Source organism: Streptomyces chartreusis (genome assembly GCF_008704715.1).
GTDB lineage: Bacteria > Actinomycetota > Actinomycetes > Streptomycetales > Streptomycetaceae > Streptomyces > Streptomyces chartreusis.
Genome location: NZ_CP023689.1, coordinates 2278744 through 2292101 on the forward strand (window position 1 = coordinate 2278744; position 13358 = coordinate 2292101).

Below are 13358 nucleotides of genomic sequence, written 5' to 3' on the forward strand. Positions count from 1 at the left end.
TCGCTGCTAGCTTCGCGAGCTGTCGGAGGGGCCCCGGCCGCGGTGCGGCTGGCCGAGGCGGGGCCGTCCCTATGAGCTGAGGCGAGGTTGACTTGACGGGTATGGGCGAAGAGCCGGACGAGCCGGCGGTTGCTCCGTTCAAGCGCAGAAGGTTCCTGGCGTCGGCCGCGGTGGCGGCCGGGGCGCCGACAGCGGTCGCCGGGCCCGCACAGGCCGCCGCGTCACAGGCGGACGTGACGGCGGCCGACGTGGCGGCGACCGAGGCCGCGGCGGCGCAGGCGCCCGCGCAGACCGCGGCGGGCCTCGGGTCCGTGGCGCGTCTGATGGCCGTCCCCGAGGACAGCCGCGGGGTCGCCTGGCTCAGGTCCGCCCTTCAGGTCGCCGTGGGCCTCGAACTGGCCACCATCCCGCCTTACTTGTGCGGCTGGTGGTCGGTCAAGGACCAGCGCAGCGAGGTGGCGCGGATGATCCGCCGCATCGTCGGCGACGAGATGTACCACCTGGGCATCGTCTGCAACCTGCTCGTGGCCGTGGGCGGCAGGCCGCAGATCAAGGCCGCCGCGCCCGTCTACCCCGGTCCGCTGCCGGGCGGCGTGCGCGCCGGGGTGACCGTCTATCTGTCGGGCCTCACCAGGCCCTTCGTGCGTGACGTGATGATGGCGATCGAGGCCCCCGAGGTGTCGCTCGCCCGCAGCGTGCAGTCCCCCACCGTCGGCGAGTTCTACGAGGGCATGATCGGGGCGTTCCGGGCGGTACGGCCGGACCTGGCGACGCGGGGTCAGGTGACCCAGCACATCGACACCGACGAGCTGCGCCCGGTGCGCAGCCTCGACGACGTCGAGCACGCGATCGAGATCATCAGGGAGCAGGGCGAGGGCACCGAGAGCTCCCCGACCGACTCCTTCTCGGACGACCGCCCGGCGCACTACTACGCCTTCGGCGAGATCTATCACGGCAGGGAGCTGCGCGAGACCGACGACGGCTGGAGATACGTCGGCCCGCCCGTGCCCTTCCCCGACGTGCGCCCCATGGCCCCCGTCCCGGTCGGCGGCTGGCGCAACACGTCCGCCCATGTCGGGGGGCTGCTGTTCCGCTTCGACGCCATGTACAGCACGGTGCTGGACTCACTCGACGCGGCCTGGGCGGGCGGCGGCCACCGCACCCTCGGCGCGGGCATCCGCACGATGCGCGGACTGGAGAAGCCGGCCGTGGAACTGATGGAGACCCTCGTCCCCGGCGGCCGGGGCACGTACGGCCCCCAGTTCCGCGCGCTGCGCAGGCCCCGTCGTTGAGGGTCGCACCGTGACGACAGGATCTCGGGGCCGGACCGGACACCGGGTCAGCAGGCGTCCCTGATCCCCGGACATCCGAATCCCCCGCCCTGAGAGCCCGCGTCGGTCCCGAACCGACGCGGGCTCATGCGGTCGGGCCGTCCAGCTCGCGCAGGAGTGCGCGGACCTCGTCCACCTCCCGGGCGGGGGCGTCGATGTCGAGATGGATGGCCAGTGCCTCGCGCAGGGCCTGCGCTGCGGCTTCGGTGGCTCCCGTGGCGCGGTGGGTGCGGCTGAGGTGGACCAGGGTCTCGGCCTCGTTGTAGCGGTGGCCGAGTGCTCGGTTGAGGTCGAGGCTGTGTTCGTAGCAGTCGACGGCGGCGGTGTGGTCGCCGAGTTGGTGATGGGCGCAGCCGAGGGTGTCCCAGGTGGCGGCCTGCCCGCGCTCGTCGTTCAGCTCGCGCTGGATGGCGAGGGCCTGCCGGCAATGGCGTACCGCCTCGGCGTGGTCGCCGAGCCCGGTGTGGTCCCAGGCCACCGCGTTGAGGGCGCGGGCCCGGCCCGGGAGGTCGTCGAGCGAGGTGAACAGGTCCACGGCCCGCTGGTCGTGCCGAAGTGCCGCGGCCCGGTCCTCCTCGCGTTCGTACAGCCAGCCCGTGGCGAGATGGGTGTGGGCGGCCGAGCGGAGGTCTCCGTCGGCCTCCGACAGGGCCAGCGCGTGGGCGAGTTGTTCATGGGCCTCGGCGTAGCGGCCGGTCTCCGTGCATGCCCAGGCGAGGGTGCGGTGGGACTCGGCGCGGGCGGCGGTGTCGCCGAGGCGGACGGCGGCGGCGAGGGCGGTGGTGTGCACGGCGGTGACGTCGGCCCAGCGGCCCCGGCGGGCGAGGAAGGTGCTGAGCGCGCGGGCCAGCCGCCACGCCTGGGCGTCGTGGCCGGTGCGTACGGCGTGCTCGACGGTCGCCGTCAGCACCGGGTGCTCGCGGGTGAACCACGCCATCGCGGCCTCGTGCGTGGCGAGTTGTTCGGGCTGTGCGCCGTCCGCCGTCGGCGCCGGGTCGAGCCGGTCGCGGTGGGGCAGCAGCAGGAGGTCGGCGGCGTACGCCGTGTGCGCGTAGTGGTCGAGTACGCGGGTGAGTGCCGCGTCCGCTTCGCCGGCGGGCCCTTCGGTCCGGGCCAGTTCGAGGGCGTAGGACCGCAGCAGGTCGTGGCAGGAGAAGCGGCCGGGCCGGTGTTCCTGGACCAGGTGGTGGGCCTGGAGGCGGCGCAGCAGGGTGCGGAGCCGGGCGGGTGGCAGCGCGGTGAGGCCGGCCGCGGCGGGCAGGGCGATGTCGGCGGCGGGCGCCTGGGCGAGCCGGCGGAAGACCCGGGCGGAGTCCGGGTCCAGGGCGCGGTAGGAGGAGGCGAACACGGCGCGTACGTCCGCGGACGCCTCGCCGGTCTCCAGGGCGTCGAGCCGGGTGGCGGTGTCGCGCAGTTCGGCCGCCAGGCCGGCCAGGGTGAGCACCGGGTTGGTGGTGACGCGGGCGGCCAGGACGCCGACCGCCAGCGGGAGTCCGGCGCAGTGGCGCAGGAGTTCCGCCGCCGCGTCGGGCTCGGCGGCCAGGCGGTCGGCGCCGATGCGGCGGACGAGCAGGTCGCGGGCCTCGGTGGTGTCGAGGGTGTCCAGGGTGAGGCGTCCGACGCCGTGCGAGGCCGTGAGTCCGGGGAGCTGGTGGCGGCTGGTGATCAGGACCGTGCATCTGGGGCTGCCCGGCAGCAGGGGCAGCACCTGGTCGCTGTCGCGGGCGTTGTCCAGCACGACGAGGACGCGCCGGTCGGCGGTGAGGCTGCGGTACAGGGCGGCCTGGGCCTGCGGTTCGGTGGGCAGGGCCGCCGGGTCGGCACCGAGGGCCTCCAGGAAGCCCCGCAGGACCGTGTGCGGGTCGGCAGGTTCGCCGGAAGGGGCGAAGCCGCGCAGGTCGGCGTACAACTGGCCGTCGGGGAACAGCTCCTGCTGGTCGTGGGCCCAGCGCAGCGCGAGCCAGGTCTTGCCGACGCCGCCGGTGCCGCAGATCGCCGCGATCAGGACGCCACTGCCGGCGTGCTTGGCGTGGGGCGCCAACAGTTTGTCGAGACGGGCGAGTTCGCTGCCACGGCCAGTGAAAAGGGGCGGTGAGGCGGGCAGTTGCCGTGGCTGTGGCGTGGCGGGAGCGGTCGGTGGCTTCGGGGCGGTGTCGCGGGTCGGGGCGGTGAGCCGTGGGTCCGAGACGAGGATCCCCTGGTAGAGCTCCTGGAGCGGTGGGCCGGGGTCGATGCCCAGCTCGTCGGCGAGCCGGCGGCGCAGGAGCTGGTAGTGCTGGAGCGCGTCGGCGGGCCGGCCGCCGCGGTAGAGGGCGAGCATCAGCTGGCCGGCGAGCCGCTCGTCCAGCGGATGGCTGTCGGCGAGGGCCGGCAGGGTGCTCAGCAGCTCGGCGTGGCGGCCTCGGCGCAACTGGACGTCGTTCCGGTCCAGGACGGCCGCGATCCGCTCCAGTTGAGCCGTCTCGCGCCGGGCGGTGAACCAGGCGCTGTCCATGCCGGGGCACATCTCGCCCCGCCAGAGCGCGAGGGCCTCCTCGAACAGCCGCGCCGCCTCGTCCTCGCGGCCCGCCCGTACGGCGGTGCGCGCCTCCGCGCCGAGGGAACGGAAGCGGTGCAGGTCGACGGCGGCCGGGTCGACGGTCAGTTCGTAGCCGCCGTCGCGTCGCGTGATCCCCGCTCCCCCGTCCGTGCCCGTGGCGGTGGCCGCCGGCTGTAACGCCCGGCGGAGCCTGGAGAGGTAGCTGTACAGGGTCTCCCGCGCCCGCTGCGGGGGCCGCTCTCCCCAGACGCGGTCGAGGAGCTGGTCCACCGTCACCATGTGCGGGGCCTCGCAGGCCAGTGCCGCGAGGACACACCGTTGCCGCGCGGGACCCAGCTCCAGCCGCCGGCCGTCGACACGGACCTCGACCTCGCCCAGCACACGGAACTCCACGGCCACACGGACCACCCCCGAGGCAGGATCCTAAATCCCAAGTCACGTGCTCTGACCAGCGAATTCAAGCTCTTTTCAAGGTTCGGGCAGGGTCGGCCGAGCAGTGTTCTCCCCGGACCACCGGACGGGGGAACGACGGAGGGCCACCCCGCCGGGCGGCAGTGGCCCTCCGTCGCGTCCGGCCAGGTCGGCACGGTTACCGGGCTGCGCGACTACCGGGCGGGCCTCGCCGCCCAGTCGATGCCGCCGAGGAGGTGGGCGCGGAAGGCGGGGTCCGCGTACGCCTCGGAGGCATGGCCGAGCGCCGTGTAGAAGACGCGCCCCGCCCCCTGCTCACGGCACCACACCAGCGGATGGTCCTCGCCCATGCCGCCGCCCTCGTACGACGACTCGTCGGCGCGGGCCAACACCCTGACCGCACCACGGGGGTTGGTGCGGAAGTCGTACCACTCGTCGACGAAGTCCCATACGGCGGGCAGGTGCCGGGTGGCCGGGTGCTCGCGGTCCTCGACGATCGCCCTGCCCGGCTGGAGGTCGGGGTGCCGGTCGAAGCGGGCGCCGAGCAGTTCGCCGTAGTACGGCCACTCGTACTCGGTGCAGGCCGCCGCGTGCACCCCCACGAAGCCGCCGCCCGCCTCGACGTACGCGGCGAGGCGCTCACGCCCGGCCGGGGTGAGGACCTCGCCGCTGGTGGAGAGGAAGAGGACCGCCGCGTACGCGTCGAGGGGCGTTTCCAGGGCCCGTGGATCCTCGGTGTGGTCCACCTCGAAGTCGCCGAGGGCGCGGACGGCCTCGACGCCGGCCTGGATGGAGTCGTGCCGGTAGGCGGTGGTGCGGGTGAAGACGAGGAGTCGTACGGGCATGCGGGCGAGCCTAGGCGAGCGATGGGGCCCGCCCCACGGCCGGCGGTGATCGGAAAGTTTCGTAGCGTCGCCCGCGGGCCGTCCAACCGCCGTGGATGTTGGGTCCGTTCACCCCTGGGCGTGAAGGCACCCTCGCGACAATGCGTGCATGACCCATGACTGGCAGCAACAGATCCACGCGCTGCACGAGGAGTTGGTGCGCCGCGACGATCCCGCCGCCCTGGTGCGGGAGGCTGACGCGGTGGACGCCTCGGTGCGCTATCCGGGGTTCGCGCTGCGCGGTCCGGTGTTCGGGGTCGCCGTGCGGGATCCGGCGGCGGGGCCGCGGTGGCGGCTGCTGAAGCCGGTCGTGAACGGGATGCCGCAGATGTGCCGGGACTCGCTGAACACGCACCTGTGGTTCCGCGCCAAGGACGGCACCGACGACCCGGGGAGGCGCCGTGAACTCCTCGCCGCCGTCGCGGTGTTGAACAGGGAGCCGGTGAACGAGGTCGAGGCGTGCGGGGTGCGGTACCGGATCGTGCGCGGGGACGAGTTCACGCGCTGCGACGACCGGGCGCTGGAGCCGCCGCGGCCCACCGACCCGGAGCCCGCCGAACGGACCTGGAACTTCCGGGACGGCCACACACCCTCCCCCGACCTGGACCTCGCCCTCGACACGGACCGCGCGGCCGGCGGCCCGATGGCCGGTGCCCTGCGGGCGTGGCTGCGGGGTTTCGCGTACCGGGGCGTGCGCTTTCCCGCCGAGGTGCGCGGCGACTCGGAGCGGGCGGTGCGCTCGCATCCGGAAGTCGTGCTGCTGCCCACGTGCTTCGGCGTGGTCGAAAGGGAGCGAAGCCGCTGGGAACCGGCCCTGGCGCTCCAGGCCACCCCGCACGACGCCCGGCGCGTGCTGCACGACGCGATGGCCGAGATGTGGCCCCTGCTGTACCGGTTCGACGACGCGAAAAAGGCGGTGTACACGCGGGCGGCCGAGGAGTTCAGGGCGCTGGAGCGCGCCGACGAGGCCCGGGTGGAGGGACGGGTGTTCCGGATCTGCCGGGTCGAACGGGTGCTGCGGATGGGCCCCGACGGTCCGGAGCCGGCACGCCCCTCGGACGTGGACGAGTACGGCCCCATGAAGATCCATCCGACGCTGCTGCCCGACGGCACGGTCGTTTTCGACGACTGACCGGCGTGTCGTGGCGCACAGGTGTTCCATCACGGACGCCGCTCTGCGTAGCCTCGGCTGCGATGAACGCCATTCCCGCGCTTCTCGATCACCTCGTCCTCGCGACCCCCGACCTGGCCGCCACGGTCGCCGACTTCACCCGGCGCACCGGTGTGGCCCCCGCCCTGGGCGGCGTGCACGTCGGGCTCGGCACGCGCAACTACCTGGTGTCCCTGGGCGGCACCAGATACCTGGAGATCATCGGCCCGGACCCCGAGCAGTCCACACCCGGCGAGCCCCGCCCCTTCGACGTCGACGGGCTCACCGTCCCGCGCACGGTCACCTGGGCGATCAGCCCGCCCGACCTGGACGCGGCCGTCGCGGCCGCCCGCGCCCGGGGCTACGACCCCGGCCCGGCGCAGTCGATGAGCCGCCGCAAGCCCGACGGCACGCTGCTCCAGTGGCGCCTGACCGACGGCGACGACGCCCACCCCTCCGGGCTCGTCCCCTTCCTGATCGACTGGAGCGCCACGGTCCATCCCACCGCCTCCGGCCTGCCCACGACCCCCCTGCTGTCGCTGACCGCGAGCGCGCCCGAGCCGGACGAGATCCGGCCCCTGCTCGCGGCCCTCGGCACGGACCTCGACCTCACGACGGGCCCGGTGGGGATCTCCTTCACGGTGGACACGCCGCTGGGGGCCGTGACCTTCGGCTGAGCCGGCCCGGCGAACAGCAGGGGTGTCCGAATCCTTCAAGACCGGCCGGCCCGCCCCTGCCTACGGTGGCCGCATGACTCCACGATTCGATGCCATCGGCCTCGTCGTCACCGACATGGCCGCCGCCGTCGCCTTCTACCGCCGCCTCGGCTTCACGTTTCCCGACGGCGCCGAGAGCGAGCCGCACGCCGAGGCCGAACTGCCGGGCGGGCTGCGGCTGTTGCTCGACACCGAGCAGACCGTGCGGTCCTTCCACCCCGCGTGGCAACCGCCCAGCGGGAGCGGCCGTCACTCGCTGGCGATGCGGTGCGAGGACGCCTCGGAGGTCGACTCGGTCTACGAGGAACTGGTGGCCGCCGGCCACCACGGCGAGCTCAAGCCCTGGGACGCCTTCTGGGGGCAGCGGTACGCCTGTGTGCAGGACCCGGACGGAAACGGCGTCGACCTGTTCGCTCCGCTGGACGGGCGCCCCTAAAGGGCGCTGCCGACGCGTCGGCCGAGTAGCTCGCCGAGCGGCAGACCCGCCAACTCCCGGACGTCCCGGGCCAGATGAGCCTGGTCGGCGTACCCGGCTCGGACGGCCGTGTCCGCGAAGGCCGTGCCTCCCCGGGCCAGCGCGAGCGCGCGTTGCAGCCGCAGGATCCGGGCCAGCGTCTTGGGTCCGTACCCGAAGGCACTCAGACAGCGTCGGTGCAACTGCCGTGCGCCGAGGCCGAGTTCGTCGGCGGTCGCGGCGACGGGGTGTCCCGAGTCGAGGGCGGTGACGACACGTCGTAGCACCGGATCGGGTTCGTCCACGGCGGCGGCCCGCTCCAACGCCGCGTCCTCCAGCGCGGTCACCGGGTCGGCGGCGGCCTCGACTCGGCCGCGCAGCCGTCGTACCTCCACGGCCGGCCACAGGTCCACGAGCTCGACCCGCCGGTCGCGCAGTTCGTGCGCGGGCACGCCCAGCAGAGCGGGCGCCGTCCCCGGAAAGAACCGGACACCCGCCCAGCCGCCCGACTCGCCCCCGGTGACGTACGCACGTGTGTCGGGCCCGGCGACGAACAGCCGCCCGTCGTGCCACAGCAGGTCCATGCACCCGTCGGGCAGGACCCGCCCGGCGCCGTGCTCATCAGGGGTGTTCGTCCACACCACGGCGCCAGGCAGCCGTGACGCCCGCTCCGCGTACATACAGGCGAGGCTACGCCGCACCGCCGTCAGGGGCGCGGGGAACTGCGCGACCGGCCACACGCGACCCGCGGCCGCCCTACGACGGAACCCGCCCCCGGTGCTCCTGCGGACTCACCCCGTACACCCTCTTGAACGCGCTGGACAGCGCGAACGCGCTCCCGTACCCCACCCTCCGCGCGATGGCGTCCAACGTGTCGTCGGTGTCACGCAGCGCGTCCGCCGCGAGCGCCATCCGCCACTCCGTGAGGTACGTCATCGGCGGCTCCCCCACCAGCTCGGTGAACCGGCGGGCCAGCGCGGCCCGCGACACCCCCGCCTTGGCGGCAAGGGAGGCCACGGTCCAGGGCAGGGCCGGGTCGTCCTGGACGAGCCGCAGCACCCGGCCGACCACGGGGTCGGCGAGCGCCGCGTACCAGGCCGGCGCCTCCGCCTGCGGACGGGAGAACCAGGCCCTGAGCGCGGCGATGACCAGCAGGTCGAGCAGACGGTCCAGGACGACCTCCTGACCGGGTTCGTCGCGGACGATCTCGTCCATGAGGTACGGGGTGAGCGGGCAGTCCCACACGTCCGAGGTCAGGGACAGCAGCGGCGGCAGCGCCTTCAGCAGCCGCCCGCTGATCTCGCCCTCCCACAGATACGTGCCGATCAGCATCACGGCCGAGCCGTCGGGCCGGTCGCCCCAGGTGCGCACGCCGAGGTCCATGGAGCCGTTGAGGGGGCGGCCGTCGGGGTAGCTGCACTCGGCGCCCGGCAGGATCAGGGCCTGCGGCTCGGTGCCGGGGGCGTCGGCACAGGTGTAGGGGTCGGGGCCGCGGGCGATCGCGAGGTCGCCGGGCCGCAGCCGGATCGGCTCGCCCCGGTCCGGGAGCACCCAGGCCTCACCGCGGACCATGACCATGACGGTGAGCGGGGCCCGGTCCTCGATACGGATGGACCACGGCGGTTCGAAACACGCGCGGATCATGAAGGCGCCACGGGCACGTGGTCCCTCCAGCAGACCTGCAAGGGCGTCCATGCCGCCAGCGTAGACGCCCGCGCATGGGAATGAGCCGTTCGGCGATGGGCTGTTGGGGCGCGCGGCCGTTGACTGGAGACATGACGGAGAACGCAGCCGAGAAGGCGAACACGCAGCGGATGACGGTAGTGGTGACCGGTGCCTCGGGTCGTACCGGGAGCCGGGTGGCCCGGGCGGCCCGCGACGCGGGGCTCACGGTGCGGGCCGCGTCCCGGCCCCTGGGCTTCGACTGGGAGGACCCGACGACATGGGCGCAGACCCTGCGGGACGCGGACGCGGCGTATCTGATGTACCCGTCCGACGTCGGCTCCCCGGCGGCGGCCGAGGGCATCGGCGCGCTCGCCCGGGAGGCGGTGGGGCTCGGGGTGCGGCGGCTGGTGCTGCTGTCGGCACGCGGTGAGGACCAGGCGCTGCCGACCGAGGAGGCATTGAAGTCGTCCGGCGCGGACTGGACGATCGTGCGGGCCAGCTGGTTCGCGCAGAACTTCAGCGAAGGGCCGCTGGTGGAGGGGATGGTCCACGGCGAGCTGGTCTTCCCGGCGGGCGAGGTGCGGGAGCCGTTCGTCGACGTGCGGGACATCGCGGACGTGGTGACGTCCGTGCTGACGTCCGGTGACCGGTACGCGGGGCGGACGCTGGAGCTGACCGGGCCGCGGCTGCTGTCCTGGCGGGAGGCGGTCGCGGAGATCTCCGCGGCGGCCGGCACCACGATCACGTACACGCCCGTTCCGACGCGGGCGTACGGCGAGGCCCTGGCCGGCTTCGGAGTGCCGGCGGAGGAGGTCGCGCTGCTGGTGGAGGTCTTCGAGACCCTCATGGACGGCCGCAACGCCCACCTGACGAACGACGTCGAGAAGGTCCTCGGCCGGGCGCCGCGCGACTTCACCGACTTCGCGAGGGAAGCCGCGGCGGCGGGGGCGTGGAAGGCCTGAGCCGGGGCCACCGCCGCCGTGCGGGCCGCTAGGAGTCCTCCGGCTTGTGCGGCGGATGGTGCGGGCTCTTCACATGGGTCCGCAGCCGCGACGTGAGGTCCTCCGGGGGCAGGAAGCGGGACCAGCGCTCCGGGAACTCCGACGGCATGTCCGGGTCGTCCGGGTCGTCGGGGTCGGACTCGCGGCTCGCGGCGGCGCGGGCCACGTACTCGGCGACCTGCGCCTCCCGCAGCCGTTCGTTCGCGGCGCGGGCGGCGGCCGTCGCGGCGGCGGGCCAGACCCGGTCGATCGCGGCGTTGACCGCGGCCCCGACGAGCACCGCGAACGCGGACACACCGATCCACAGCAGTACGGCGACGGCGGCCGCGAGGGAGCCGTAGATCGTGGCGCCCTCGACGGTGTTCTGGAGGTAGATGCGCAGCAGGAAGCTGCCGAGCACCCACATCCCGAGGGCGACGAGCGCGCCGGGCACGTCCTCGATCCAGGGCGAGCGGACCGGCACGGACACGTGGTAGAGCGTGGTCAGGAACGCCACCGACAGGATGATCACGACCGGCCAGTACAGGACCTGCACCAGGGTCTCCGACCAGGGCACGATCCGCACGACCGCGTCCGGCCCCGCCACCATCAGCGGCAGCGCCACCGAGCCGATCAGCAGCGCCGCGATGAACAGCAGGAACGCCACCAGCCGGGTCTTGACGATGCCGCGGACGCCGTCGAGGCCGTACATCACGGTGATCGTGTCTATGAAGACGTTCACCGCGCGGGAGCCCGACCACAGGGCGAACAGGAAGCCGACGGAGATCACGTCGGGGCGCCCGCCGTTCATCACGTCGTCGAGGATCGGCTGCGCGATCTGCCGCACGCCCTTGTCGGACAGGACGGTGCGGGAGGCCTCCAGCAGGTTGGCCTCCAGGCTGTTGATCGTGTCGGTGCCGGTCCAGCTGTCGACGTAACCGAGGAGGCCGATGAGGCTGAGGAGGAGCGGGGGCACGGACAGCAGCGTGAAGAACGCGGCTTCGGCGGCGAGTCCGAGGATGCGGTACTCGATGCAGGAATTGACGGTGTCCTTCAGCAGCAGCCAGGCGGTCCTGCGTTTGGAGACGTTCCGGTAGAGGGCACGCGCCCGGTGGAGACGACCGGAGGAGTGCTGGGGAGACGGTTCACTTGCTGGCTGCACGACCTAAAGGTATCCGTCGTGCGGCGCGGCACTCATCGCGGCGCCGGGCGGGCGCGCTCGCCGCCTGCCCGCGCACCGTGCCCCCGCCGTGTCAGGGTGGTGACATCGCCCGACGGAGGGAGAGCTTCACAGCCATGGCAGGCAGCACGCACACGGTGACCAACCAGCCACCGCCCCTGGTCGGGTACGACGTCTACACCGCCGACCGGGCCCTGTCCGAGGCCGTCGGACGCCATGTCGCACCCGAGCTGCAGGACGAGGTCGGCAAGGAGCTGGCCGCCTTCGGGCGGACCTGCGGCTCGGCGCAGGTGCAGGAGTGGGGCGTACTGGCGAACGAGAACCCGCCGCGCCTGCGCACCCACGACCGCTACGGCCACCGGATCGACGAGGTCGACTTCCATCCGTCCTGGCACCGCCTGCTCGGCAAGGGCGTCTCCGCGGGGCTGACCGCGGCCTGGGCACGGCCGGCCGGGCATGTGCGGCGGGCGGCGGCGTTCCTGCTGTGGACGCAGGTCGAGGCGGGCAACGGCTGCCCGCTGTCCATGACCCACGCGGCGGTCCCCGCCCTGCGCACCGACCCCGGCCTGGCCGCCGAGTGGGAGCCGCGGCTGACGTCGATGATCTACGACCGTGAGCTGCGCCCTGCGGAGCGGAAGGCCGGTGCCCTGTTCGGGATGGGCATGACGGAGAAGCAGGGCGGCAGCGACGTACGCGCCAACACGACGACGGCCACCCCGCTGGCCGAGTCCGGGACGTACTCCCTGAGCGGGCACAAGTGGTTCTGCTCGGCGCCCATGTCGGACGGGTTCCTGGTGCTGGCCCAGGCGCCGGACGGGCTGACGTGCTTCCTCGTGCCGCGGGTGCTGGCGGACGGCGGCCGCAACGTGTTCCGGATCCAGCGGCTGAAGGACAAGCTGGGCAACCGGTCGAACGCGTCGGGCGAGGTCGAGTTCGACGGGACGTGGGCGCGCCGCGTCGGTGAGGAGGGGCGCGGGGTGCGCACCATCATCGAGATGGTCGCGGCGACCCGGCTCGACTGCGTGCTCGGCTCGGCGGGGCTGATGCGGCAGGCCGTCGCGCAGGCGGTCCATCACTGCGAGAACCGCGAGGCGTTCGGCGGCCGGCTCGTCGACAAGCCGCTCATGCGCAACGTCCTGGCGGACCTGGCGATCGAGTCCGAGGCGGCGACCACCCTCGCGCTGCGGCTCGCGGCGGCCTACGACACCGGCGGCGAGCAGGAGAAGGCGCTGCTGCGGATCGCGGTGCCGGCCGCCAAGTACTGGGTGACCAAGCGGTGCGCGCCGGTGACGGTCGAGGCCGCCGAGTGCCTGGGCGGCAACGGTTACGTCGAGGAGTCCGGGATGCCCCGGCTGGTGCGCGAGTCGCCGCTGAACTCGATCTGGGAGGGCGCGGGCAACGTCCAGGCGCTGGACGTGCTGCGGGCGTTGCAGCGGGAGCCCGCGGCGTTCGACGCGTACCTGCGGGAGGTGGGGCAGGCACGCGGCGCCGATCACCGTCTGGACGGCGCGATCAAGGCCCTGTTGACGGACCTGGCCGACCTGGACGGCATCGAGGCACGGGCCCGGCGCCTGACCGAACGCCTCGCCCTGGTCCTCCAGGGCTCCCTCCTGGTCAGATTCGCGCCACCGGAGGTCGCGGACGCCTTCTGCGCATCGAGGTTGGGCAGCGACGGCGGCAGTGCTTTCGGAACCCTCCCGCACACTCTGAACCAGACCGCGATCGTGGACCGCTCAAGGCCGCAGACCTGACCGCGGGGGGGGAAGGCCGCAGGCCTGTCCCTCAGGGGCGCGGGGAACTGCGCGACCAGCCACAGAGCACCCGCACATGCCGACGTACCTGAACCGGTGTCCTTGGAACCGCGCCCGGCCAAACCGCCGGAGGTGGGTGGCAAGGGGTGGTGCTGCGCCGACACGGCACCACCCCCGCCATGGCCCGTTCGAGGCCGCGAACGCCGCTCGGGACGGCGTCGCTCAAGTCTCAATCAGGCCAGGGCGGTCCACCAGGGTTGCAAGGGGTTGCAACTTGTTGGCGACTGTGTGCGGACT

At 73.4% G+C, this 13358-nt stretch carries 11 protein-coding genes; 6 read left to right on the plus strand and 5 right to left on the minus strand.

Going from position 1 to position 13358, the window contains the following annotated elements; translation table 11 throughout:
- Positions 1 to 101 precede the first annotated feature (101 nt).
- Complete coding sequence (locus CP983_RS09505; RefSeq protein WP_150499280.1) at positions 102 to 1292, plus strand: ferritin-like domain-containing protein; 1191 nt, start codon at positions 102 to 104, stop codon at positions 1290 to 1292.
- 124 nt (positions 1293 to 1416) lie between these two features.
- Here the strand turns inward: CP983_RS09505 and CP983_RS09510 are convergent, their stop codons facing one another.
- Positions 1417 to 4269 carry an AfsR/SARP family transcriptional regulator gene (locus tag CP983_RS09510; protein ID WP_229914674.1) on the minus strand — a complete coding sequence of 951 codons (2853 nt, stop codon included), beginning with the start codon at positions 4267 to 4269 and terminating at the stop codon, positions 1417 to 1419.
- Between the two features lie 206 nt (positions 4270 to 4475).
- Entirely contained in the window at positions 4476 to 5126 is a 651-nt protein-coding gene (locus tag CP983_RS09515; protein WP_150499281.1) for a ThuA domain-containing protein, read from the minus strand.
- Positions 5127 to 5274: 148 nt separating this feature from the next.
- On the opposite strand from CP983_RS09515, the gene CP983_RS09520 reads away from it, so the two are divergent.
- From CP983_RS09520 to CP983_RS09530, 3 genes are all read left to right on the plus strand, one after another.
- On the plus strand, positions 5275 to 6297 hold the full coding sequence (locus CP983_RS09520) for a DUF5954 family protein (protein WP_150499282.1): 1023 nt from the start codon (positions 5275 to 5277) through the stop codon (positions 6295 to 6297).
- A gap of 62 nt (positions 6298 to 6359) precedes the next feature.
- On the plus strand, positions 6360 to 6992 hold the full coding sequence (locus CP983_RS09525; protein WP_150499283.1) for a VOC family protein: 633 nt from the start codon (positions 6360 to 6362) through the stop codon (positions 6990 to 6992).
- Positions 6993 to 7065: 73 nt separating this feature from the next.
- Entirely contained in the window at positions 7066 to 7467 is a 402-nt protein-coding gene (locus CP983_RS09530; protein WP_150499284.1) for a VOC family protein, read from the plus strand.
- On the opposite strand, the gene CP983_RS09535 is transcribed toward CP983_RS09530, so the two are convergent.
- Complete coding sequence (locus CP983_RS09535; protein WP_150499285.1) at positions 7464 to 8165, minus strand: helix-turn-helix transcriptional regulator; 702 nt, start codon at positions 8163 to 8165, stop codon at positions 7464 to 7466. The two genes, CP983_RS09530 and CP983_RS09535, sit on opposite strands and share 4 nt — an antisense overlap.
- A gap of 76 nt (positions 8166 to 8241) precedes the next feature.
- Positions 8242 to 9180: an AraC family transcriptional regulator gene (locus CP983_RS09540; protein ID WP_150499286.1), complete on the minus strand. Its 939-nt coding sequence runs from the start codon at positions 9178 to 9180 to the stop codon at positions 8242 to 8244.
- Between the two features lie 80 nt (positions 9181 to 9260).
- Between CP983_RS09540 and CP983_RS09545 the strand changes: the two genes are divergently transcribed.
- On the plus strand, positions 9261 to 10112 hold the full coding sequence (locus CP983_RS09545) for an NmrA family NAD(P)-binding protein (RefSeq protein ID WP_150499287.1): 852 nt from the start codon (positions 9261 to 9263) through the stop codon (positions 10110 to 10112).
- Positions 10113 to 10140: 28 nt separating this feature from the next.
- Here the strand turns inward: CP983_RS09545 and CP983_RS09550 are convergent, their stop codons facing one another.
- Entirely contained in the window at positions 10141 to 11292 is a 1152-nt protein-coding gene (locus tag CP983_RS09550) for a YihY/virulence factor BrkB family protein (protein ID WP_150499288.1), read from the minus strand.
- A gap of 134 nt (positions 11293 to 11426) precedes the next feature.
- On the opposite strand from CP983_RS09550, the gene CP983_RS09555 reads away from it, so the two are divergent.
- Positions 11427 to 13061 carry an acyl-CoA dehydrogenase family protein gene (locus tag CP983_RS09555; RefSeq protein WP_150499289.1) on the plus strand — a complete coding sequence of 545 codons (1635 nt, stop codon included), beginning with the start codon at positions 11427 to 11429 and terminating at the stop codon, positions 13059 to 13061.
- Positions 13062 to 13358 lie beyond the last annotated feature (297 nt).